Here is a 23385-nt window from a genome sequence, read left to right as displayed (position 1 = left end):
CGCCGCCGGGATCACCAGCCGGTCATCAGCAGGTGGTTGAGGAGCAGCGCCAGCACCGCCTGGGCGGTGAGCCAGGCGCGGGGGCGGGGGAGGAACGTACACGCCGGGAGCAGCCATATCGCGAAGGGGAGCCAGATTCGTTCCGTCTCCGCCTTGCTCATCCCGGACAGATCGGCGATCAGCAGGGCGAGCAGGGCGGCGGCCACGAGGAGCGCGAGGCGGGTTCGGGCGGGGGCGGGCGGGTTCCCGGTCTGGCCGACGTGGCGCCCGTGGGCCAGCACCGCACCTGTCCGCCGCAGGCCCGCCGCTGTGGCCAGGCCGGTGATGAGTACCGTGCAGGCGAGGTTGGCCCACACCCAGTAGCCGTAGGGGCGGGTACCGCCCGCGCCCTGGTAGTAGCGGGTGACCAGCAGGTGGTACGCCTCCCACCAGTCGAATCCGGCGAGTGTGAACGCCAACGGCACGACGGCCGCCCCGGCCAGCAGCGGTACCAGCAGTACGGGGCGCTCCCGGACTCGGTGCCGGCCGAGCAGCAGCACCGCCGCGCCGATGAGCGCGAAGAGCGTGAGGCCGTAGGAGAGGTAGCAGGTCAGGCCGAACAGCAGGCCGGACGCCCCGGCCGCAGGGAGGGAACCCCGGGTGACCGCGAGCGCCAGCAGGGCGATGGCCCAGGCCGCCACCGCCGCGAAGTAGGCGTCGGCCGAGGTGCCCATCCACACCGCGGCCGGTGCCAGGGCCAGGAAGGGGGCCGCACGTCGCGCCAGGCGCTCGTCGGCCAGTGCGCGGATCGCGACCAGCACGGCAACGCAGGCCGTCGCGCCGACGGTGACGCACCAGACGCCGGCCCAGCCGCCGCCGCGCAGCCCGATCCGGTCGAGCAGGACGAAGGTGAGAGTGGCGGCCGGGGGGTGGCCGGCGATGTGGGCGGGCCAGTGGTCGGGGGAGTGGAGCAGGATGTGGTGAGTGAAGTCGCGCAGGGTGGCCGGGATGTCGTGGAAGCGGTCGATGACCTGGAGGTACTCGTAGCGGGTGGTGAGGCGGACGGCGATGCCGCGCTGCCAGCCGTCGATCAGGGCGAGGGAGAAGATCCAGGCCATGGACGTGCCCCAGGCCAGCGGGAGCAGGGCCCGCCAGGGGAGGCGGGCCGCGAGGGTGGGGCCGTACGCCACGGTGAGGGCCGCGACGAGCAGCGCCGCCGGGGTGCCGGGGCCGACATGCGGTCCCCAGGACCCCAGCACCGGGGGCCAGCCGACGCGCAGTGTGTGGCGGGTGTCCTCGATGTGACGGCCGATCAGTACGGCCGCCGTCACCAGCAGGGCCGCGGCCCCGGCGGCGTACAGGTCACCGCGGAGGTCACGGGAGGGGACGCCGGAGCGCGGGGCGGGCGGCTCGGCGGAGCGCGGGGCGCGCGGTTCGGCGGAACGCGGTGTGCGGGTCACATCCGAACGCTAGGCCGGGCGGACGTTCGCACACTGCCATCCGGGCCGGACGTCAGCGTTTCGTCATGAGTCGCACGCCCTCCACCAGGGGCGCCCCGGCCTACGGTCGGACCATGCGAGACGATCCACGGCTCCCCACCTCTCCCGGCTTCTGGCGCAGCCCCCTGCGCGGCCCCTGGTTCACGTCCGTGCTCGGCGTCGTCCTGCTCGTCGGCATCACGGTGCTGTTCGTGACGGGTCTGGTCTCGTACGCCGCCTACAACCCGGACCTGGCGCCGGTGAACGACAAGACCCCGGACAAGGGGATCCTCGGCTTCTACCTCTTCGCCTGGCCCACGGGCCCGCCCTGGCTGTACCGGCTCAATCAGGGCGTCCACGTCACCCTGGGCATCACCCTGATCCCCGTACTGCTGGCCAAGCTGTGGTCGGTGGTGCCGAGGCTGTTCGCGTTGCCGCCGGCCCGCTCGCTCGCCCACGGCCTTGAGCGGATCTCCCTGTTGCTGCTGGTCGGGGGTGGGCTGTTCGAGTTCGTGACCGGGGTGCTCAACGTCCAGCTGAACTACGTCTTCCCGGGCTCCTTCTACCCGCTGCACTTCTACGGGGCCTGGGTGTTCTTCGCGGCCTTCGTGGCCCACGCGCTGTTGAAGATGCCCACCGCGTTGCGCAATCTGCGGCAACCGCGGGAGGAGCGGAACGACTTGGTGTCACCGCGCCCCGCCGAGCCGACCGTCTCCCGGCGTGGCGCCCTGGGGTTCGTCGGGGGCGGCTCGCTGCTGCTTTTCGCCACGACGGTGGGGCAGAACTTCGACGCTCTGCGACGTACCGCCCTTCTCGCCCCGCACGGCGGGGCCGAGCCAGGGGGCGGGCCGAACGGATTCCAGATCAACAAGACGGCCGCGTACGCCGGGATCGACACGGCGGAGACGGGCGAGGACGTCTGGCGCCTCGTCGTCGCCGGTCGCGCGGGCACCGTCCGCCTCGGCCGGGCCGACCTCCTCCGACTCCCTCTGCACAGCTCGGCGTTGCCGATCGCCTGTGTCGAGGGCTGGTCGACGTCCGACCAGTGGTGGCGCGGGGTGCGGCTGCGCGACCTCGCCGCGCTCGTCGGCCACGAGGGCGACCCGCCGGACGTGCTCGTCGAGTCCCTCCAGCGGCACGGCGCCTTCCGCCGGGCGGCCCTGCGCGCCAACCAGGTGGCCGACCCACGTTCCCTGCTCGCCCTGTACGTCAACGGCGAAGACCTGTCCCCCGACCACGGCTATCCCGCCCGCGTGATCGTGCCCGCCGCGCCGGGCGTGCTGAACACCAAGTGGGTGGCCCGTATGACGTTCGGAGACCTTTGATGCTTCCGCGGGTCAAAGTCGGCAGCCCTCTGCAACTGCTGCTGCTCGCCTGCTCGTTCGCTCTCGCCGGCTACGCGGGCGTACGGCTGCTCGCGGACGACTGGTTCGGCGTGGCGCTGTGGATCGTGGGGGCGGCGCTGTTGCACGACCTGGTGCTGCTGCCGCTGTACGCGGTGGCGGACCGGGCCGTGGTACGCGGTCTTGGTGCGGCGGGCCGCCGGGAGTGGGCGATGTACGTCCGGTTCCCGGCAGCCCTCTCCGGCCTGCTGCTGCTCATGTGGTTCCCGTTGATCAGCGGGATGGTGGACCGGCGTTACCGGCTCGCCACGGGCCTGTCGCCGGACGGCTTCCTCACCCGCTGGCTGCTGATCACCGCTGTCCTGTTCGGCGGCTCGGCGCTGCTGCTGGCGCTGCGGTTGCGCAGAGCGGCGAAGCGCCGGCCGCCGACTGCCCAGTGACCGGCCCTCTCCCAGCCCCGCGCGTAGCGGTGCAGGGCCGGAGTGCCGAGCCGTGCCCACGGGAAGGGGGCGCCGACGGTGGCGTGTGCGTCGGTGATGTGGACGTGAACGCGTTCGTCGACGTTCACCGGCGCCGTCTCGGCGATCAGCAGGCCGCCGGGGGCGAGCAGCGCGGCGGCCCGCTCCAGGAGGGCGCGCGGGTCGCCGCCGATCCCGACGTTGCCGTCCATGAGCAGGACGGTGCCCCAGCGCCCCTCGCCGGGCAGCGGCTCGAAGACGGAACGCCGTAGCGCCTGGCCCCCGAGCCGCGCGGTGTGGTCGACGGCGGCCTCGCTGACGTCGATACCGAGGGCGGTCCGGCCCCGGGCGGCGAGTTCCGCCACCAGCCGGCCCGGTCCGCAGCCGACGTCCAGCACCGTGCCCTCGCACCGGTCGAGTACGTCCAGGTCGACCGGGTCGGCACGGGCGCACCAGCGTTCCACCTCCAGTGGCAGCAGCCAGCCGTCGTCCCGGCGCAGGAACAGCGGCCCCCGTCCGGTTCGCAGGGCGGCGGCGTAGGAGTCTGCGGCCGCCCACGGGGGCACGGTGGTGCTCATCGGCGGCCCGCCGCCGTGGCGCACCGGGCCAGGCGTGCGGCGAACCGGCCGCGCGGGACCAGGGCGGCGACCGCCTGGGCGTCGGCTGCGGTGTCGACGTCCCGCAGGCACGGCAGGTCGCGCACCCGCAGCCCGGCGGCGACCAGCCGCTGCCGCTGTACGGCCCCGGTCACCGGCGTCGACATGGGCACGCCCCGCAGCAGGGCCGGATCCGGGCGGGTCAGGCCGAGCGCCCAGAAGCCCCCGTCCTCCGCCGGACCGAAGTACGCGTCGCAGCGCGTGAAGTCCGTGGTGAGCAGTTCCGGCGTCACCTGCGGAGTGTCCATGCCGATGAGCAGGGCCGGGCCGGTGCAACGCGCGAAGGCGTCCGCCAGCCGCTCGTCCAGCCCGCCCGCACACTGCGGCACGACATCGAAGCCGGGCGGCAGCCACGGGCCGGGGGCGCCGTCGAGGACGAGGACCCGCCGGGACGCGGGCGCCGCCGCCACGGTGCGCAGGGTGTCGGCGAGCGCCGCTTCCGCGAGTTCCGCGGCCTCCTCGGGGGTGAAGGGCGGGGTGAGCCGCGTCTTGACGCGGCCCGGCCGGGGTTCCTTGGCGATGACGAGAAGAGTGGTCACCGTGCGGTTCCTCCCGTGCGGTCGGAGGTCTCGCGCAGGACGCGGCTCATGTCCCGTACCGCCTGCCAAGTGCCGCGCCAGGTGCCCGTCACCTTCGAGACGCCGGTGCGCGGCAGATACGGCACGTCGTGCTCGGCGATCCGCCAGTCCGCGTCGGCGGCCCGTACGACCATCTGGAGCGGATAACCGCTGCGCCGGTCGGTGAGGCCGAGAGCGAGCAGCGGCTCGCGGCGGGCGGCGCGCAGGGGGCCGAGGTCGTGCAGGCGCAGCCCGGTGCGACGGCGCAGCATGCGCGCGAGCATCAGATTGCCCGCGCGGGCGTGCGCGGGCCAGGCGCCCCGGCCGCGGGCACGCCGCCGTCCGAGAACCAGGTCGGCCTCGCCGGAGCGGATCTCGTCGACGAAGGGCATGAGCAGCGAGGGGTCGAGGGATGCGTCGCAGTCGCAGAAGCAGACGATGTCGGCGCCGGCGGCGGCCAGTCCGGCGTGACAGGCGGCGCCGAAGCCCCGGCGCGGCTCGTGCACGACGGTCGCGCCGAGCGCGCGGGCGATGTCCGCCGAGCCGTCGGTGGAGCCGTTGTCGACGACCAGGGCGCGCCAGCCGTCCGGGATCCGTGCGAGTACCCAGGGCAGCGCCTCGGCCTCGTTCAGGCAGGGGAGAACGACATCGACGTCTTGTGGTGGTGGGAGGATCACGGCTTCACCTTACGAGCGCGAATCGGGCAATTCGGTCTTGTGGTCCTTACGAAACGTGGACGTCGGGGGCGGGGCGGCCTCCGAGGGCGGCGCCGGGGACGGCGTGCTGCCAGGCTGGGGGCATGCAGCAGCCGTACGAGCCCCTGGGGGCACAAGCCGGGAGCCGGTCGACGAGGGTCCTGGTCGTCGATGACGATCCGACCGTTTCCGAGGTCGTCGCCGGATACCTGGACCGCGCCGGCTACCTCGTGGACCGGGCGGACGACGGGCCGACGGCCCTCGTCCGCGCCGATGCGCACCGTCCGGATCTGGTCGTGCTGGACTTGATGTTGCCGGGCATGGACGGTCTGGAGGTCTGCCGCCGGCTGCGTGGCCGGGGCCCGGTGCCGGTCATCATGCTCACCGCCCGCGGCGACGAGGACGACCGTATCCTCGGCCTGGAGGTCGGCGCCGACGACTACGTCACCAAGCCCTTCAGCCCCCGGGAACTGGTCCTGCGCGTGGAGTCGGTGCTGCGCCGCTCCCGCCCCGACGCGGGAACGCGCCCGCTCGGCGCGGCCGGACTCGCCGTCGATCCCAGAGCCCGCCGTGCCACCAAGAACGGCGGCGAACTACCCCTCACGCTGCGGGAGTTCGATCTGCTCTCGTTCTTCCTGCGCCATCCTGGGCAGGCCTTCGGCCGCGAAGCCCTGATGCGCGAGGTGTGGGGCTGGGACTTCGGCGACCTGTCGACCGTCACGGTCCATGTCCGTCGGCTGCGCGGCAAGGTCGAGGACGATCCGGCCCGCCCCCGTCTGATCCGGACGGTGTGGGGCGTGGGCTACCGCTTCGAACCGGGAGACGGACCGGGGAGCGAGTCGGGGAACGGGCCGGGGAACGGACCGGGAGACGAATCAGGGAACGAACCGGGGAACGATTCGGGGAACGGGGAGGTGGACTGACGTGCGCGACACTCTCCTCATCGCCCTTTACGCCTTCGCCGGCGCCGCCGTCACGGGCCTGGCCGGAGCGGTTGTGCTGCGGCTGATCCGCCGCCGGTCGCTCTCCGTCTCGCTCGCCGTGGTGGCGGCGGTGGGGGTGCTGGCCATGCTCACCGGCACGTTGGCCGTGGCGTGGGCGATGTTCCTCTCGCCCCATGACCTGACGGTGGTGACGACCGTCGTCGCCATGGCTGCCGTCGTCTCCCTGGCCACCGCCCTGCTGCTGGGCCGCTGGGTTGTCGCCCGCAGCCGCGAACTGGCTGTCGCGGCACGCTCGTTCGGCGACGGCCAGTTCACGGCCCCGGACGGCCCGGCCACCGCCGAACTGGAGGCGGTCAGCCGCGAGTTGGCGGCCACCAGCGCGAGGCTCGCCGAATCCCGTGAGCGCGAGGCGGCGTTGGAGACCTCCCGGCGGGAACTCGTCGCCTGGATCTCGCACGACCTGCGTACCCCGCTGGCCGGCCTGCGGGCCATGTCGGAGGCCCTGGAGGACGGCGTCGCCACCGACCCCGACCGCTACCTCAGGCAGATTCGCACCGAGGTCGAACGGCTCAACGGCATGGTCGGCGACCTCTTCGAACTCTCCCGCATCCATGCCGGCACCCTCCCGCTGGCACCCTCCCGTATCTCTCTGTACGACCTGGTCGGCGACGCGCTGGCGGGAGCCGACCCGCTCGCGCGGGAGCACGGGGTCAAGCTGGTGGGCGGCCGGGTCGAGCCCGTACCGGTGGAGGTGGACGGCAAGGAGATGAACCGCGTGCTGGGCAACCTCCTGATCAACGCCATCCGGCGCACCCCGGCCGACGGCACCGTCGCGGTCGCGGCCGAGCGCGCGGCCGACGGCGCCGTGATGCTGTCGGTCACGGACGGCTGCGGCGGCATCCCGGAGGAAGAGCTGCCTCGTGTCTTCGACACCGGCTGGCGCGGCACCGACGCCCGCACGCCCCCGGCCGGCGCGGGTCTGGGCCTCGCCATTGTGCGGGGGATCGTGGAGGCGCACCAGGGGCGGGCGACCGTACGGAACATCCCCGGTGGCTGCCGATTCGAGGTCACCCTGCCCGCGATGCTCTGATCACCAGGGCGTGCCAGGCGTCGTCGGCCGGGCGGGACTTTCGTAACACGCCCTACTGCCCCTCCCGGCAGCGTTTGCCCCCCCCGTCGCGACGCCCGGCCTTCGACGGACCGGCTCACTCGCCCCGCAGCCCCGCCTTCGCGAACTCCCGCATTCCCTCCTCGAATCCGACCTCCGGCTTCCAGCCCAGATCGGCCCTCAGGCGCGAGGAGTCGGCGGTGATGTGCCGGACGTCGCCCAGCCGGTACTCACCGGTGACGACGGGATCCGGCCCGCCGTACGCGGCGGCCAGGGACCGGGCCATCTCGCCGACGGTGTGCGGCTCTCCGCTGCCCGTGTTGTACGCCGTCAGCGCCCCTGGTGCGGAGGGCGCCTCCAGCGCGATGGTGTTGGCCGCCGCCACGTCCCGCACGTGCACGAAGTCCCGCCGCTGCCGTCCGTCCTCGAAGACACGGGGAGCCTCGCCCCGGGCCAGCGCGGAGCGGAAGAAGGAGGCCACGCCCGCGTACGGGGTGTCGCGGGGCATCCGGGGCCCGTACACGTTGTGGTAGCGCAGCGAAACCGCCGAGCCGCCCGTGCAACGGGCCCATGCGGCGGCCAGGTGTTCCTGGGCGAGCTTGGTGGCGGCGTACACGTTGCGCGGATCGGTGGGGGCGTCCTCGCCGACCAGGCCGGAGAAGAGGGCCTCCCCGCACACCGGGCACCGCGGCTCGAACCGGCCCCCGTCCAGATCGCCGGTCGCTCGCGGGCCGGGGCGTACCACGCCGTGCCGGGCGCACTCGTACCGTCCCTCGCCGTACACCACCATCGACCCGGCCAGGACGAGACGGCGTACACCGGCCTCCGCCATGGCGGCGACCAGCACGGCGGTGCCGAGGTCGTTGTGGGAGACGTACTCCGCGGCGTCGGCGACCCCGTCGCCGAGGCCGACCATCGCCGCCTGATGGCACACCGCGTCGACCCCGGCGAGGGCTCGGGCGACTGCGGAGGGGTCGCGGACGTCGGCGTGGGGATCCTTCCGGACGTCGTACGCGAGCGGATCGTGCCCGCGCTCCCGCAGCGCGTCGACGACATGGGACCCGATGAACCCGGCACCGCCGGTGACCAGTACACGCATACGGCCACGCTAGGGCCGGGTGCCCGCGTGACACCGTGACCCGCCCGGCACGTCACCACTCCGTAAGACGTTCGGGGCCGCCGAGTCCGGCTCACACCAGGAGCGTCCGGGGACGCCCTCCTGTACCCGCCTTGTGGGCATCCTCCAGGCGGTACCAGTGAAGTAAGATTCAATCTACGTAATAATCTATCTACGTCACTGTCGGGAGTGTGTCATGGAGTTCCAAGGTCGGGCCGGAGATCTTGAGCTGCTGGCCGAGCAGTACCGGACCGTGGCAGAGGGTGCCGGAGCCGCCCGGGGGCGCGCTGTGGTCGTGACCGGGCGGCGCCGTGTGGGGAAGTCGCGGCTCGTCCAGGAGTTCTGTGACCGCTCCGAAGCGCCGTACGTGGTGTTCCAGGCCACCCGGGGGCGTAACCCTGTGACGGAGCGCGCCGATTTTGCCGCGACCCTCGCGCAGTCGCTACTGCCAGGGGCGGAGTTGGTCTCCGGCCTTCAGGCGCAGGACTGGAACCAGGCCTTGCGCTCGCTGGCGCTCGCGGTACCCGATGACTCACCCAGCATCGCGGTGATCGACGAGGTGCCCTGGCTCGTCGAGCAGGATCGGGAATTCGAGGGCGCACTCCAGACGGTCTGGGACCGTCACCTGTCTTCCAAGCCTGTGCTTCTGCTGCTGGTCGGCAGCGATGCATCCGTGATGGAGGCACTGCAGTCCTACGGACGTCCGTTCTTCGGGCGGGCGGCGAAAATGACCGTTCACCCGCTGAACCTGGCCGATGTGCAAGCCATGACCGACCTCGACGCCGCAGGGGCCGTCGACGCCCAGCTGATCACTGGTGGGTTCCCCGAGATCGTGCAGTCATGGCGGCCGGGAATGGGGCGTACGGACTTTTTGCGGGCATCGGTCGCCAGTCCTCTCTCGCCCCTGCTGGTGGCCGGTGAGCTGTCCCTGTTGGGCGAATTCCCTGAGGCTTCGCACTCGCGGGCCGTTCTGGAAGCGGTCGGCAGCGGTGAGCGTACGTTCACCGCTATCGCGGCCCAGGCCGGCGGCGCCGGCGCGCTGCCCTCCGGCACGCTCTCTCCGCTGTTGGCGATGTTGCAGGCCAAGCGAGTCCTTGCCGCGGACATCCCCCTGTCCGTCAAGCCGGACAGCAAGAACAAGCGCTACCGGATCGCCGACCCGTATCTGCGGTTCTGGCTGGCCTTCCTGGCGCGAGCGATCCCACTCATCGAGCGTGGCCGCGGTGACGTGGCACTGGAACGCATCGAGCGGTCATGGACCACTTGGCGTGGGCGAGCGGTCGAGCCGCTGATCCGCGAGTCCCTCCTGCGACTGATGCCCGATGACGAGTGGCCCGGGACAGAAGCCGTCGGCGGTTGGTGGAACCGCCGGAACAACCCCGAGATCGACCTCATCGGCGCGGATCGCGAGCCGGTGGCCCGGCAGGTGCACTTCGTCGGGTCGGTCAAGTGGCTGGAGACCCAGCCCTTCGGCCGTCATGAATACGACGCCTTGGTACGTGACATGCTCGCCGTCCCCGGCGCCGCCGCTGATACTCCTCTGGTCGCGGTCTCGCGCTGTGGGGTGGCCGATGATCTGCCCCTGACCGCGCACTGGGGGCCGGAGGATCTCGTACGGGCGTGGCAGCCCCGGTAACCGGAGAGTGGCGATGTGCCTCCCTTCTCGTGGCCGTTCGGGATGAGCAAGGTCATCCCCGCGCGGTCCCGGCACGGGATCGTCGGCCGCCTGAGGGAAGCCTTGAGTGGTACCTTATTCGGTACCACTTGAGGTAGGGAGCCGGCCCATGTCCATCACTGCGAGCGAAGCCCGCAAGGCTCTCTTTCCGCTGATCAAGAAGGTCAACGACGATCACGAGGCCATCGAGATCGTCTCGAAGCACGGGAACGCCGTGCTCGTCTCGGCCGAGGACTACGCGGCGCTGCGCGAGGGCTCGTATCTGCTGCGCTCGCCGGCGAACGCCCGTCGGCTGCTCAAGGCGTACGAGAACGCCCTGGCCAACATCAATGTGTCGGAGCGCGAGCTGATCGATCCGGACTCCGCGGACGCTGGTGCGGGTACTGCGTGAGGCTTGTCTTCGAGGATCAGGGCTGGGAGGACTACACGTCCTGGCTCAAGAACGACCGCAAGATGCCCGCCCGGATCAACAAGCTCATCGAGGACGTCAGGCGTGACCCGTTCTCGGGGATCGGTAAGCCCGAGCCGCTGAAGTATCACCTGCCGGGGGCTTGGTCGCGACGGATCGATGATGAGCACCGTCTCGTCTATCTGGTCACGGACCAGGGGATCGTCATCCTCGCTGCCCGCTATCACTACTGACCCAGGAGCCGGTGACCCGCCGTCACGGCCGGGCGTTGGCCCTTCGCCGGTGTCCGCCGTGGCGGCCTCGAAAACGAGGCCGCCACCCTCCGCGTAGCGGCGACGTCACCGTGTTTCGGAACCCGGGCGACGGTGAGCAGGACATCCTTCTGCGGGAGCTGAGGGCGCGGCCTCAGAGGTGAAGGCATCGTCGGCGGCCGCGGTGTCGTGCGTGATCGGGGCCGTGGTGCGGCTCCCGGCTGCCGGGCGGTCGCGTGACGTCAGGTGCACCATGACGTCCTCCAGGGGGCGCAGCGAGATCACCGGCGAGCCGTACCGCAGTGCGTGGCCCGGGATCATGCTCAGTTTGAAGCGTTGGTTGATCATCGTCACGATGGTCCGCAGTTCGAGCAGTGCCATGGTGTTGCCGATGCACTGCCGCGGTCCCGCGCCGAACGGGAAGTAGGCCATGCGCGGGCGCTCCTTCACGGCCTTCGGGGTGAAGCGGTACGGGTCGAAGGCCAGCGGGTTGTCCCAGTGGCGCGGGTTGTGGTGGGAGACGAGCGGGGACAGCAGGATCGATGAGCCCGCTTCGATGTCGTAACCGCCCAGAGTGTCCGGGCCGACGGCGGCGCGCGGGAAGATCCAGATGGGCGGGTGCATCCGCAGGCTCTCGTCCACCACCATCCTGGTGTACGTCAGCGCGTCGGTGTTCCGCGTGTCCGGCAGCCCGCCGCCCAGGACCTGGCCGATCTCCGCGTCCAACTCCTCCTGTACGGGCGGATGGTTGGCGATCGACAGCAGGGTCCAGCACAGCGACACCGCGGTCGTCTCGTGTCCCGCCAGGTAGATGGTCAGCAGCTCGTCGCGCAGTTCCTGATCGGTCCAGGGCTCACCGGTGACGGGGTTCTCGGCCTGTTCCATCAGCGATATCAGCGAACCCTCGCCGGTGCGTGCGTAGTTCTGCCGGACGTCGGCCACGATCTTGTCGAAGACCCGGTGGATCCGGGCGATCTTGTGCTTGCGGTCGGTCGGCAGCCAGGACGGCAGCATCTCGGCCGGCGTACCGCGCCGGAACATCACCTCGACCACGTCGTCGACGATGTGTTTGAGCACCCGCGACGAGGGCTTGATGTCGTAGGCGAACAGTGAGCGGCTGAGCGTGATCAGGGTGAGCTTGAGCATTTCGGTCATCAGGTCCACGGGTTCGTCGCGCGCGGCCTTGGCCTCCCACTCGTCGAGCATCTCGTTCGTGGCGGTGACGATGTTGGGGACGATGTCGCGGATGGCGTTCTTCTGGAACGCGGGCTGGACCGCCCGGCGGTGCCCGCGCCAGAAGTCGCCGTCCGAGGTGAGCAGCCCCTTGCCCATGACGACGCTGAACTGCTCGTACAGCGGGCCGCGCACGTAGTTGCCGTGGTTCTTCACCAGAACCTGCTGCACCGCCTCGGGGCCGGTGATCTGGTGGACCGTCATCGGGCCGAGCCGCATGCGTACGGTCTCGCCGTGGTCGCGTTGCAGGCCCAGCAGGAACTCGGCGGTGTTGCGGCGCCAGGGGCCGAGGCTGCCCAGCACCGGGACTCCCTTGGGGCCGGGAGCCCGAGCGGCGTCACGGGGGGTGGGCGCGGGGGCTGTGGTGGCGTTCATCGGCGGTCTCCTTCGTGGCGGGGCTGCGAGCACAGCGGCTCTGCCCGGTGGGCGTCGTCGATCGGGGTGGCCCCGCGGGTGTCGGTGGCCGGGCGGGCTCCGGCGGCCGGGGCTTGCCCGCGGGCCTCGTCGCGGGGCACCGGGAACACGCGCCGTACGAAGAGGTTGTCGAAGACGACATCGGGGGCCAGCCGTCGCAGGGCGAGGGTGCTGCGGGCGAGGAACCCGACGGGGTAGCGGGCGCTCGGGCGGGCGCTGCGGACCGCCCGCTCCACCACCCGGGCCACGTCGTCGGACTGGATGGCGAACGTGCCGGCCAGGGTGCGGCGGCTGCCCGTGTAGATGGCGTCGAAGTATTCGGCCGTGCGCCGCCGGAAGTCGTCGTAGTCCTTGCTCACGGGCTTGAGGTTCGCCACGTAGGTGGCGCCGAAGTCGGTCGTACGCACCGGGCCCGGCTCGATCAGGACGACCCGGACACCGAAATCGGCCACCTCCAGCCGCAGGGCGTCGCTCAACGCCTCGACCGCGTGCTTGGACGCCTGGTAGAAACCCCCGCCGGGAACCGCGTAACGGCCGAAGATCGACGAGATGTTGACGATGGTTCCGTGCCGCGCGGCCCGCATGGCCGGCAGCACCAGCTGGCTGAGCCGGGCCAGCCCGAACACATTGGTTTCGAACTGCCGCCGCATGTCGTCCGGTCCGGCCTCTTCCACGACACCCGACATGGCGTACCCGGCGCTGTTGACCAGGGCGCCTACCGAGCCGTGCTCGGCCTCGACGAGGTCGACGACCTCACGCATGCTCGCCTCGTCGGTGACGTCCAGGCGCAGCGTCCGGATTCCTTCGGCCTCCAGGCGGGTAAGCGTTTCCGGCCTGCGTGCCGTGGCGTACACGGTCAGACCGGCCCGGTGCATCCGCAGTGCGCAGGCGCGGCCGATCCCGGAGGAACAGCCGGTGATGAGCACGGGCAGGGGTGTCGTCATCCCACTCTCCTATTCTCTGTCCCGATCGTCGGGGTATTCCTGTACGGAGGGCCGTGGTATCAATTGAGGCGTAAGCAGAAAACCATTCAAGGGGCTGTGACAATAATCGGCTCGCACGCTCGGGAGAGGTAGTTTATGTACCATCGAATCGTTGCCGCCAAGCTCCGTAAGGCTTTTGCTGACATCAACGCCGGAAACTGGCAGTCCATGGTGGACACGCTGGCGCCGGAGTTCACCTACGTGTTCTACGGGGACCATGCGCTCTCCGGCGAACGGCATACCGTCGAAGCGATGAGCCTGTGGTGGCAGCGGGCCTTCAGGCTGATTCCCGACGCCCGTTTCGAGCCGCTGGAAATCATCATTTCCGGCGGCCCTTGGCTGACCAAGGTGGCGACCCGGGTGCGTATCGGCGGGCCGCTGCCCGACGGCACGCGCTACGACAACATCATGACCCAGTTCATGTATCTGAAGTGGGGAAGGATCACCGAGATCCACACCCTGGAGGACACCGTCGTCCTCCAGCGGGTACTGGACATCATCGCCGCCTCCGGCAACCCGGAGGCACACGCCGAGCCCATCACCGACGCGTACGCACGCTCCGTCAAGCAGAGCTGAAGAGCGCCGGACCGGAGCTGAAGAGCGCCGGATCCCGAGGGCCGAGAGGCCCGGGAAGCGCGGCCGGCCCCGGCACCACCAGGTGCCGGGGCCGGCGCCTTCATCCCAAGGCGCCCAACTGCTTGGCGAGTTCGAGCCCGTCCAGCGAGAACCAGCTCTCCACGATCTTCCCGCCGTCGAACGCGTCGATCACGATGCCGCTGACAACGAACTCCCGGCCGATGGCCGGCGCGCCCTCGTACGGCTCCCCGGTGTGGGTGCCGCGTGCGGTGAACCGGCTGACGACCTTCTCGTCCTCCAGGATCCAGTCGTCGACGGTCACGTGGAGGTCGGGGAAGGACGCGCGCTGGAGGCGCACCCACTCCTTGAGGTGCTCGACGCCCTCCTTGCCGTTCGGGGCCGTTCCATGGCTGATGTGGTCGTTGCCGGCGCCCTCGTAGATCACATCGAGGTTTCCCTTGTTGAGGCACTCCTCGTAGTAGCGCTCCAGTACGGCCTTGTTCTCCAGCAGATTCGACATCTTTACCTTCCTCGTATTCTTGCTCTGCGGAACAGGGGTGAGTGGCGAGTAATTGGGAAAGGGTAGTGGTCAACTGTTTCCGGTCGGCCCGCGGAGGCCCGTGACGGTCATGACGGGAGCCCCCGATTCGGCATTCTTCACTTTCCACACCCCGAGGGCCGGATCCCCCTCGATAAGAGAATCTCCGCGCTCCTCGGAATGGAGTGCGATACGTCCGAGGACCAGCGGGTCGTCAGCGACCGAAATTCCCTCGCTCTGCCTGGCGCACGCCCGGACCACGTTCTCCAGTGCGGAGAAGGAAAGCGCGGTACGCGGTGCGTGGAGCGTCGCCCACAGGTCGTTGGGAACGCACGGCCGCACCACGGCCGACCGGCGGCCGTCCGGGCCCTCGGACCAGACGGCGGCGGGCACCACCGACGAGCGCCAGCTCAGCAGCGGCCGTCCGGAGCGCCAGGTGGTCGTCCGCCTCACATCGGGCCGGGGCAGGGCGGGGGAGCGAGCGCCGCCCGGCTCGTGGACCACCCGCAGGCCGGCCTCCGGCCCGTCCCCGCCGTCCGACACCCGCCGGAAGCGCACCTCGACCACCCACGTGTCCCCCTCGTGGGCACCGCGTACCTCCCGCTCCCACACGGTCGGGCCGTCGGCGTCGAGCCGCAGCAGGTCCAGCGGTACGACGACCTCCTCCAGGCAGCCGGCCCGCAGCGCCGGGAAGTCCTCGGGAACAATCCACTCCGCGCCGCGCACCGCGCTCTCCAGCAGCATGCTCACGGGAACGGCCGCGGCGCCGTCCAGCAGGAAGTCGCCCAGGACCGGCGCCCTGTCACGGTCGAACGTCACCCGCGACACCATGCGGACGTGCGGCTGGTACGTGGTCACCTCCCCGAGGTGGAAGATCCGCGGGTAGGTGCCGGTGAACCCGGGCAGGTCGGGCACGACGGGGTAGTCGGTGGCCTGGCCGGGACTCATCGCCCTGCCCAGCGGCCCCACGAAGGTGACCTCCCCCTCGGAACCGGCGCGCAGCTCGGCCTGCCACTTGGCGAGGCCGTCGGTGACATCGACGGCCGCCATGTAGCGCAGCGTCGCCGAGAAGTTGGAGATGAGGCCGATACGGTCCCAGGTCGGCCAGGCCAGCGTCATCACGGGGAAGTCCGCACGGCGGCCCGCCCACCGGCCGAGCCGGGCCAGTCCCTCGTTGGCCGCGGCGTATTCGAGCTGGCCGACCATCCCGCCGAGCCGGCCGGTGAGGGAGCCGACGCCGCAGAAGAACTTGAGCCGGTGCTCCCGCAGTTCGCCGAAGAGATTGAGGAAGCCCCCGATCTTGGTACGGACGGTCCGCAGGATCTCCTCGTCGGTCTTCTTGGGCAGCCTCGCCGCGGTGTCCACCCCCGCGTTGTGCACGACCCCGGTCAGCGCGGCGCCCTCACGTGCCAGCAAGGAGCGCACCTGCTCCAGGTCGGTGAAGTCGCACCGGGCGTAGTCGACGCGCAGCCCGCGCGACCTGGCCTCGGAGATGTTGGTGGCGAGTTCCCACCGGCGGCGGACGCGGGCGATGTCGCGCCGGATCTCGGCGACGGTGGCCCCCTGCCGAAGCCGGGACCACAACTGCTGTTCGTACGCCTTGAGTTCGCTCTCCCCGACGCCGAACCACGGTTCGTCGCCGGTGGGGAAGTCCTCCCGGCCCGTCACCACGACCCTCGGGCCGTAGGTGGCGGCGAGGGAGCGGGCCAGTTCCCAGCCGATGCCCCGGCCGCCGCCCGAGATCAGCACACAGTCGTCGGGGCCGAGCGGGACGGCCGGTTCGCCGGCGGGCCGGGCGACCGGGGTGAGGGTCAGCCGCTGCCCGTCGCGGTGACCGACCTCCAGCTCGCCGGGCCTGCCCAGTTCGGCGGCGACGATGCCCGGCAGGTCGCCGGCGGCGGTCAGGCTCGTGTCGACGACGCGTGCGTTGCAGTTCGGCAGCTCGCGGTGCAGTGTCTTCGCCAGCCCCGCCCAGATGCCGCCGAACGGTTGCGCCAGGTCGTCCCGCGGGTGGTGCCCCATGCCGCCGCCGAGATAGGTCACGGCCAGGTAGTACAGGCGCCGCGCCGACGTCTCGGCGGACCAGTCGGCGTAGTGCTCGCGCAGCGTGGCGACCGTTTCCAGCAGCGGCTCGCGCCAGACCTCACCCGGGTCACCGGTGCCGGACACGGTCGTGCCGGGCGCCGGGCTGCCCACGGTGAGGTCGACGATCGCGTCCACGGCGCCGTCGTCCCCGGGCCCGGGGACCGCCGGGTGGCGGCGTACCAGGGCTCCGTGCCCGGTCAGTTCGCGCTCCACAGCCGCGGCGGTCTCCTGGTCGCCGCCGAGGAGGAGGACCCGCATTCCGACGAGGCGCGCGGGGTCGGCGGAGGCCGGTGGCAGGGCGGTGAGCTGCCATTCCATCCGGCTCACCGGCTGCACCGGGGCGTCGCCGCCGGCGTCTGCGGACACCGGCCCCGGCGGCTTTTCCTGTACGGACGTCATGCCGCGTTCTCCTTCCTCGTCAGCCACGGGTGGCCACGACGCTTTCTCGGTCGGCCGCGACGGCTTCTCGGTCGGCAGAGACGCTCTCTCGGTCGGCAGAGACGGCTTCGCCGGTCCGGGCGTCGACGTAGCCGATCAGCGTCGCCCGCATGTCCTTCATCTGCAGGAGCATCCGGCCGTCGGGCCGGGTGGCGATGAACCGGTTGTCGACCCGGTCGGTGGCCAGGTCGAAGCCGGGCGGGGTGGCGTACAGCTCGATGTCCCCGCCGGCCCCGGACCCCGACCCGCCGGCCCCGGACCCCGACCCGCCGGCCCCGGACCCGCCCCCGGACAGGGTCAGGTCGTTCGTCTCCTCGTACAGGTCGATGCGGCGGATCGACAGCGGCGCGGCGACGGGGATCAGATGACCGTCGACGAGGTCCAGCACGCCGACCCTGGCCAGGCCGTCCAGCAGGATGCTCGGGACGGTGAACCTCTGCCACGTCGGGTCGTCGGCGGGGAGCGACGGGGCGTAGCGGCCCCGCTTGCCGTTGGGGTGGACACGGGTGTCGGTGGTGGACGCGAACGGCCCGGTCAGCCGTACCGGTGAGCCGGACTGGTGGTACGGGTCGGGTACCGGGGTGTCGTCCGCCGTGTCCCACGCCTCCCACCGCGGGGCGGCGGGGAAGGTGTCGGCGAGCAGGACCCGGGCCGTGAAGTGCACCCGGTCCTTGACGAGTACGACGCCGGCCGGTGACACCACGTCCCCGGTGATCCGCACCTCGACGGCCGTCGTGCCGCCGGACGACGCGGCGATCCGCGCGTGCAGCCGCTTCGGGGTGGTCGGCAGGTCGCGGTAGACGCGCAGGAAGTGCTCGAACCGCAGGTCCTCGAAGGCGACGACATGCTGGTCGGGCGCCAGGTACCGGGCGGCCTCCGCGGCCATTTCGGTGACGAACGTCCCCGGCAGGGTCGGCTCGCCGCGCACGGTGTGGTGCTCCAGGTAGCCGTCGGTGTCCAGGTCGAAGCGGCACTCGAACACGGCGGACGCGGCCGTCGACTCGACGACACGGCGCAGGAAGAAACCGGGCGCCGTCGGCCGCGGCGCGACGGCGTCCGTACCGTCGGCGGGTCCGCCCGTGAGGTAGCCGGGGTAGAACTCCTCCACGGTGGCGCGTTCGGCGTCCCCCAGGTGCACGAGGGAAGGCCGTCGGACGGGCGCGTGCAGTTCCTGTACGAAGTGGTGCACGCCTTCGGGGACGGCCATGCTGCTGTAGGAGCCGGCCCGTTCGTAGTACGCCTTCGTCAGCTCGTTGGCGCCCATGCCGACACCGGCCCACAGGGTCCACCCGATGGTGAACTCGTCGAGTTCCGAGGTGGCCGCCGCATAGGTGGCCGCGCTGCCCAGGAAGTCGTTGGCCGAGGCGTAGTCGGACTCGCCGAGCTGCCCGAAGTACCCGAGCAGCGAACCGAAGTTGCACCACATACGGGGCGGGGCGTCGCGCAGCGCGTACTTGAGGTTGAGGTACGACTCGACCTTCAGGTCACGGATGGAGGTGAACTCCGCGAAGTCCTTGTCCCTGATGAGCGCCGAGCGCTGTAGCCCGGCGGCGTTGACCAGCAGGTCGATCCGCCCGTGTTCCCGGAGCACCTCACCGATGGCCTTCTCCACCTGGGCGCCGTCGCGCATGTCGCACCGCACGTAGCTCACCCGGCCCGCGCCGCTGTGCTCCGTCATCGCGTCGAGGTTGTGCCGGGCGTCGCGGGCGTTGAGCATCCGGTCGAAGGACTTGTTGAGGTCCGCCACCGAAGGACGCTTGCCGGTGCCGGTGCCGGTGCCGGTGCCGGTGCCGGTGCCGGTGCCCGTGCCCTTGCCTTTCGCCTTGCCCTTTCCCTTGGCTGCGCCCTTGCTCTTGCTCTTGGCCTTGGCGAGTTCGGCGGAGATGTGGGCCGCCCGCCCCGCCGCGAACTCCTCGTTGCTGCCGGCGAAGACCGACGGCGGGTAGCCGTCCAGGTCGTTGCTGCCGAACACGTGGATGCGGGGGCCGAATTCGGCGGCGACCGCCTTGAGCACCTCGGCGGTGATGCCCCGGGCGCCGCCGGCGACGACGACCACGGAGTCCCGGTCCAGGACTGCCGGGGCGGAGGCGTCCAGGTCGATCGGCTCGTCGTTCAGCCGGTGGGTGCGGCGCACCCCGCCGTCGTCGACGACGACGGGGAAGTCCCGGTACGCCCGGCTCTCCTCCTCCACCAGCCGCACCGCGTCGCCCACTTCGGTGGCCGAGGTGAGCAGCGCGAAGCTGGTGCTGTCGGTGAGTTCCCGGCCGGCCGTCTTGAGCAGACCGGTGAACAGCCCGGAGAAGGGGTGCGGGGAGCCGCCGGGCACCGCGTCGAGGAACAGCATGACGAGGGTGGACTCGGCGGTGGACAGCCCGTCGTACGCGTGCTGGACAGCCAGGTAGGCCGCGTCGTGCAGGGCGAGAAGAGGTGAGGAACCCTCGGTGAGCGACTGCCCGGCGGGTGTCGAGCGCCCCAGGTCGGCCAGCACGCGCAGGTGCGTGACCGGCCGCCCGGAGCCTGCCAGGACCCTGCCGACGGCGTCGGGGGTGACCTCGGGCAGGTGGTGCCAGCCGGGGCGGGGCACCGCGAGCGGGGTGGTGGACAGTACGGTCAGCGCCGCGTCGGGGCCTGCCGCCTCGGCCAGCGCGCCGGGGGCGTCGGTGACGACGAGGGCGCCGTCCGGCAGGAACGGAATCGGCTCCCGCGCCAGCTGGGGCGGGGTGGCCTCGAGTACCGGGATCTGGCGCCGCACCCGCAGCGGGACGCCCTCCCCGGTGTGCGTGGCCGACACGAAGCGCTCCGGCAGGGTGCCGGTGACGTCGGCGCCGCGTGAGCCGCCCCGCTCCGGGGTGGGCTCGGCGGGGCCGGGCACGGTCAGCCGGAGCCGGGCGCCCGGTGCGCCGCCGGTCTGGTCGCAGGAGACCTCCACCGTGCCGGCGGGCCCGTGCAGGGCCTTCAGTACGGCAAGTCCCCCCGCGGCGCCCAGATAACGGGCGTGCTCGGGCGCCGCGCACCGTACGGAATCCTGCTCGGGTACGCCGCTGGCCTGCGCGGCGGCGCCGAGCGGCTCGTCCACGTACGCCAGGATCGGCAGGCCCTCGCGCTTCGCCCGCTCCTCGGTGGCGAGGGCGAACAGGAAGGCGCCCTCGGCGAGTTCCCGCTCCTGCTCCGGGAGCAGGTCGCCGATGAGGGAACGGTACTCCGGGAGGCTGTTGCCGTTGATGCCGCCGGCCAGCGCGAAGTCCAGCTCGCCGGTGCGCAGGTAGCGGCCGGCCGAGGTGATCGACGACAGGGCGGAGGCGAAGCCGGAGTCCATCGTCATGTTCGGGCCGTGCAGGTCGAAGTAGTTCGCCACCCGGGCGGAGATGATGTTGGGCATCTGGCCGGGGAAGGCGTCCTCGTCGGATTCCGGGATCATCGCCCTGACCTGCTCGCGCAGCCGCTCCAGCACCCGAGCGGCGGCCGGATCCCCGGCCAGCGGTGAGTCGGCGAGGGCCTGCCCGATGTCGTCGAGGTAGCAGCGGTTCGCGTACAGCATGGCGGCCCGGGTCGGGCCCATGTGCCCGACGAAGACACCGGTCTTGTCGGCCTGCCTGCCCCAGAACTCGGGCATCTGGTCGCGGAGCCGGTGGGCGCACTGGAGGATCATCAGCTGGCACCGGTCCAGAGCCCTGATGGTCTTGGGAGGCAGCCGGACCTCGTTGAACGGCGGCGACGGGTACGCGGCGCCGAAGGTGTCCAGCGGGGGCTTCCCGCCGGCCAGCCAGTCCGACACCTCCTCGCGGTCCGCCAGGCCGGGCAGGTGCGACGACCATCCGACGATGGCCACCCGGCTGTCGGGGTCCGGCTTCTTGGTGGCCGGGATGGTCCCGGCGGGGGCCGTATCGGTGCCGGCCGTGCCGGTGTGAGCCGTATCGGCGAGGGCGGTTCCGGTGTGGGCGGTTCCGGTGCGGGCCGCTGCGGCGGGCGCCGCCACGTGCGGCTGGTTCTCGGCGACGATCAGGTGCGCGTTGGTCCCGCCGAAGCCGAACCCGGACACGGCGGCGAGCCGGGGCCGGTCACCGCGCCCGGACCACCGTGCCGCCTCGGACGGGATGTCCAGCTGGGTGTCGGCGAGGCGGAAGTCCTCGCGGGGGTTGGTGAAGCGGTACTGGCCGGGAATGGTCCGCTTTTCCAGACCCTTCAGGTTCTCGATGAGCGAGACGACTCCGGCCGCCCAGCCGGTGTGCCCGATCAGGGACTTGTTGGAGGTGACCGAGGTCGGCCGGGCCGTGCCGAAGTGCTCCCGCAGGGTGGAGAACTCCGCGAGGTCACCGGCTGGGGTGCCGGTCGCGTGCGCGTTGATCCAGTCCACCTCGTCGCCGTTCACGTCGCCGTTCTCCAGCGCGCGCCGCACGGCGAGGCCCTGGCCGGCCGAGTTCGGCGCGTAGATCGCCTTGCCCTTGCCGTCCGAGGAGGAACCGAACGCCCGCAGTACGCCGAGGACCTGGTCGCCGTCCTCCTGGGCCTTGCTCAGCCGCTTGAGTACGACCAGGGCCGCGCCGTCGGCGAAGATCACCCCGTCGGCCGCCTCGTCCAGGGCGTGCACCCTGCCGCTCTTGGACAGTCCCTGAAGCTTGGAGAAGAGCACGGTGCCGCGCGGCGCCAGGGCGAAGGCGCCGCCGCACACCGCGATGTCCTGCTTGCCCATCAGCAGACCCTTGGCCGCGATGTCGACGGCGTAGAGCGACGAGGAGCACGCGGTGTCGACCATGTGGAGCTCGGTGGACGACGGCAGGATGCCCTCCATGGCCAGTTCGCCGACCCGGTGCGGCAGGAACCGGGACGGGTCGCGGCTGCCGCGCCGGTAGCGGCGGGTCAGCGACTCGTCGATGCCCGCGCGCAGTTGCGCGCGCTCGTCGTCGGGCATCGCCAGGTCGTCGACGATGTCGTGCGTCATCCTGGTCGCGCTGTCCAGGACTCCGGCCTCCTCCAGGTGCTGGCTGCCGTCCGGGGTGTAACCGACGACGAAGGAGCACCTGTCGTTCTCGCCGCGGTGGACCCCGTCGAGCGCCTGGACCAGGCTGTGGCGGAGCCACTGGGTGGTGAACTCCTGGTCGTCGGGGTCCCCCTCCATGCCGTCGAGGGCGCCGTCGGCGGGCTGGAAGCCGGTGATGAACACGCAGTTCTCGGCGTACGCCTTGTCCTCGGCGGCCGTGTCCGCCGAGTGGAAGCTCTTGTGCTGCCAGCGGTCTTCGGGGACCGGGACGAACAGTTCGTCCCCCGTCATGCCGAGCTTCCAGAATTCCTCCGGGCTGTTCGCTCCGGCGACGGCGAGGCCCATGCCGACGACGGCGATCGAGTCGTCCCCGAACTCCGCCTCGGTGGCGGGCGCTTCGGCCGCCACGGGTGCCATGGGCGCTTCGAGTACTTCCGCCGCCACGGGTGCTGCGGCCGCAGCTACGGGCGCCTCGGCCACGGCTTCGACGCGCCCCACCGAGTCGGGTTCCGGTACGGCGGCCGGCTGATTCTCCGGGGCGGGAGGATCAGCTGGGGCGGGAGGATCAGCCGGGGCGGGAGGCGAGAGCAGGGCGGCGCCGAGCGTGAGGCCACCGTCGGCCAGGATGACCTGGCCGGTGATCCAGGCAGCCTCGTCGGAGGCGAGGAAGGCCACCACGTTGGCGAACTCCTCCGGTGTGCCGAGCCGCCCCCAAGGGGTGGCCCGCGCGATGACGTCCTGCATCCGGGCCGCGTCGGGGAACTTGTCCGCCACCTCGCTGCTCAGCATGGCGGCGGACGCCGTGTTGACCCGGATGCCGAGCGGCGCCAGCTCCACGGCCAGGTACCGGGCCGCGGCCTCGGCCGCCGCCTTCGCCGGCGCGCACGCCAGGTAGTTGGCCATCACCATCTGGGAGCCGCCGAGGGCGGAGACCGTGACGATCGAACCGCCACCGCCCCTGGCCATCAGCGGTGCGGCGGCGCGTGCGCAGCGCAGCCCGCCCTTGTAGTTGACCTCGACGGCCTTGTCGAGGTGCTCGTCGGTGATCTCGTCCAGCGGCAACAGCGCGCCGTCGGCGGCGCTGTTGACGAGGATGTCGAGCCGGCCGTGCAGCCGGTCCGTCTCCGCGAAGATCCGGTCGACCTGTTCCTGCCTGGCCACTGATCCACGGACCAGGTCGACCCGGTGGCCCTCGGCGGTCAGCTCGTCGCGGGTCGCCTTGGCCTGGTCGTGGGAGTGGAAGTAGTTGAGGACGATCGAGGCGCCGCGCGCGGCGAGTTCACGCGCGATGGCCTTGCCTATCCCTTTCGATCCGCCGGTGACCAGGGCCACCTTGCCTGTGAGGTCTTTCATGGAACACGTGCCCTTCTGGAGCCGAGAGAGCGAGAGAGAGCGAGGGGACGCCGGGAGGAAGAGGGGACGCCGAGAGGAAGAGGGGGGCCGGGAGGGAGGAGAGGAAGCCGGGAGGAG

General features: G+C 71.5%; 17 protein-coding genes. 7 read left to right on the top strand and 10 right to left on the bottom strand.

The features are described from left to right. Nucleotides 1-11 precede the first annotated feature (11 nt). Complete coding sequence (locus tag ACIOJD_RS03520; RefSeq protein WP_401907993.1) at nucleotides 12-1439, bottom strand: hypothetical protein; 1428 nt, start codon at nucleotides 1437-1439, stop codon at nucleotides 12-14. A gap of 113 nt (nucleotides 1440-1552) precedes the next feature. On the opposite strand from ACIOJD_RS03520, the gene ACIOJD_RS03515 reads away from it, so the two are divergent. Continuing rightward, nucleotides 1553-2782 (top strand): molybdopterin-dependent oxidoreductase, encoded by a 1230-nt coding sequence (locus tag ACIOJD_RS03515; protein ID WP_401907992.1) that lies wholly within the window; start codon nucleotides 1553-1555, stop codon nucleotides 2780-2782. Nucleotides 2783-3095: 313 nt separating this feature from the next. Here the strand turns inward: ACIOJD_RS03515 and ACIOJD_RS03510 are convergent, their stop codons facing one another. From ACIOJD_RS03510 to ACIOJD_RS03500, 3 genes are read right to left on the bottom strand one after another with little or no spacing between them, the layout of a single operon-like run. Then, on the bottom strand, nucleotides 3096-3836 hold the full coding sequence (locus ACIOJD_RS03510; protein WP_401907991.1) for a class I SAM-dependent methyltransferase: 741 nt from the start codon (nucleotides 3834-3836) through the stop codon (nucleotides 3096-3098). Next, nucleotides 3833-4453: a DUF2064 domain-containing protein gene (locus ACIOJD_RS03505; protein ID WP_401907990.1), complete on the bottom strand. Its 621-nt coding sequence runs from the start codon at nucleotides 4451-4453 to the stop codon at nucleotides 3833-3835. The genes ACIOJD_RS03510 and ACIOJD_RS03505 overlap by 4 nt, the downstream gene beginning before the upstream one ends. Further along, nucleotides 4450-5148 (bottom strand): glycosyltransferase family 2 protein, encoded by a 699-nt coding sequence (locus ACIOJD_RS03500; RefSeq protein ID WP_401907989.1) that lies wholly within the window; start codon nucleotides 5146-5148, stop codon nucleotides 4450-4452. Before ACIOJD_RS03500 ends, ACIOJD_RS03505 begins: the two co-directional genes overlap by 4 nt. Before the next feature lie 122 nt (nucleotides 5149-5270). On the opposite strand from ACIOJD_RS03500, the gene ACIOJD_RS03495 reads away from it, so the two are divergent. Next, nucleotides 5271-6089 (top strand): response regulator transcription factor, encoded by an 819-nt coding sequence (locus ACIOJD_RS03495; protein ID WP_401907988.1) that lies wholly within the window; start codon nucleotides 5271-5273, stop codon nucleotides 6087-6089. A 1-nt stretch (nucleotide 6090) separates the two neighbouring features. Next, nucleotides 6091-7200 (top strand): sensor histidine kinase, encoded by a 1110-nt coding sequence (locus ACIOJD_RS03490; protein ID WP_401907987.1) that lies wholly within the window; start codon nucleotides 6091-6093, stop codon nucleotides 7198-7200. 115 nt (nucleotides 7201-7315) lie between these two features. On the opposite strand, the gene ACIOJD_RS03485 is transcribed toward ACIOJD_RS03490, so the two are convergent. Next, entirely contained in the window at nucleotides 7316-8317 is a 1002-nt protein-coding gene (locus ACIOJD_RS03485; RefSeq protein WP_401907986.1) for an NAD-dependent epimerase/dehydratase family protein, read from the bottom strand. A 214-nt stretch (nucleotides 8318-8531) separates the two neighbouring features. On the opposite strand from ACIOJD_RS03485, the gene ACIOJD_RS03480 reads away from it, so the two are divergent. The 3 genes from ACIOJD_RS03480 to ACIOJD_RS03470 all read left to right on the top strand — a co-directional run bounded on the left by ACIOJD_RS03480 (nucleotide 8532) and on the right by ACIOJD_RS03470 (nucleotide 10652). Then, on the top strand, nucleotides 8532-9971 hold the full coding sequence (locus ACIOJD_RS03480; protein ID WP_401907985.1) for an ATP-binding protein: 1440 nt from the start codon (nucleotides 8532-8534) through the stop codon (nucleotides 9969-9971). A 148-nt stretch (nucleotides 9972-10119) separates the two neighbouring features. After that, nucleotides 10120-10401: a type II toxin-antitoxin system Phd/YefM family antitoxin gene (locus tag ACIOJD_RS03475; RefSeq protein WP_401907984.1), complete on the top strand. Its 282-nt coding sequence runs from the start codon at nucleotides 10120-10122 to the stop codon at nucleotides 10399-10401. Then, complete coding sequence (locus tag ACIOJD_RS03470) at nucleotides 10398-10652, top strand: Txe/YoeB family addiction module toxin (RefSeq protein WP_401907983.1); 255 nt, start codon at nucleotides 10398-10400, stop codon at nucleotides 10650-10652. Before ACIOJD_RS03475 ends, ACIOJD_RS03470 begins: the two co-directional genes overlap by 4 nt. Before the next feature lie 105 nt (nucleotides 10653-10757). On the opposite strand, the gene ACIOJD_RS03465 is transcribed toward ACIOJD_RS03470, so the two are convergent. Continuing rightward, nucleotides 10758-12278, bottom strand: a complete 1521-nt coding sequence (locus ACIOJD_RS03465) for a cytochrome P450 (RefSeq protein ID WP_401907982.1) — start codon at nucleotides 12276-12278, stop codon at nucleotides 10758-10760. Further along, nucleotides 12275-13261: an SDR family NAD(P)-dependent oxidoreductase gene (locus tag ACIOJD_RS03460; RefSeq protein ID WP_401907981.1), complete on the bottom strand. Its 987-nt coding sequence runs from the start codon at nucleotides 13259-13261 to the stop codon at nucleotides 12275-12277. The genes ACIOJD_RS03465 and ACIOJD_RS03460 overlap by 4 nt, the downstream gene beginning before the upstream one ends. A gap of 135 nt (nucleotides 13262-13396) precedes the next feature. Here ACIOJD_RS03460 and ACIOJD_RS03455 point away from each other — a divergent pair, with 135 nt between their 5' ends. Beyond that, nucleotides 13397-13876 carry a nuclear transport factor 2 family protein gene (locus ACIOJD_RS03455; protein ID WP_401907980.1) on the top strand — a complete coding sequence of 160 codons (480 nt, stop codon included), beginning with the start codon at nucleotides 13397-13399 and terminating at the stop codon, nucleotides 13874-13876. Nucleotides 13877-13976: 100 nt separating this feature from the next. Here ACIOJD_RS03455 and ACIOJD_RS03450 read toward each other — a convergent pair whose 3' ends face one another. The 3 genes from ACIOJD_RS03450 to ACIOJD_RS03440 all read right to left on the bottom strand — a co-directional run bounded on the left by ACIOJD_RS03450 (nucleotide 13977) and on the right by ACIOJD_RS03440 (nucleotide 23268). Then, entirely contained in the window at nucleotides 13977-14396 is a 420-nt protein-coding gene (locus ACIOJD_RS03450) for an ester cyclase (RefSeq protein WP_401907979.1), read from the bottom strand. A gap of 69 nt (nucleotides 14397-14465) precedes the next feature. After that, on the bottom strand, nucleotides 14466-16898 hold the full coding sequence (locus ACIOJD_RS03445; protein ID WP_401907978.1) for a KR domain-containing protein: 2433 nt from the start codon (nucleotides 16896-16898) through the stop codon (nucleotides 14466-14468). A gap of 19 nt (nucleotides 16899-16917) precedes the next feature. Continuing rightward, a complete protein-coding gene (locus tag ACIOJD_RS03440; RefSeq protein WP_401907977.1) occupies nucleotides 16918-23268 on the bottom strand; it encodes an SDR family oxidoreductase in 6351 nt (2116 codons plus the stop codon). Nucleotides 23269-23385: the final 117 nt, after the last annotated feature.

Origin of the sequence: Streptomyces sp. NPDC088116 (assembly GCF_044741745.1) — a bacterium.
Lineage (GTDB): Bacteria > Actinomycetota > Actinomycetes > Streptomycetales > Streptomycetaceae > Streptomyces.
The sequence above is the reverse complement of the archived record's forward strand: the minus strand, read 5'-3'. Positions and strand labels throughout refer to the sequence as shown.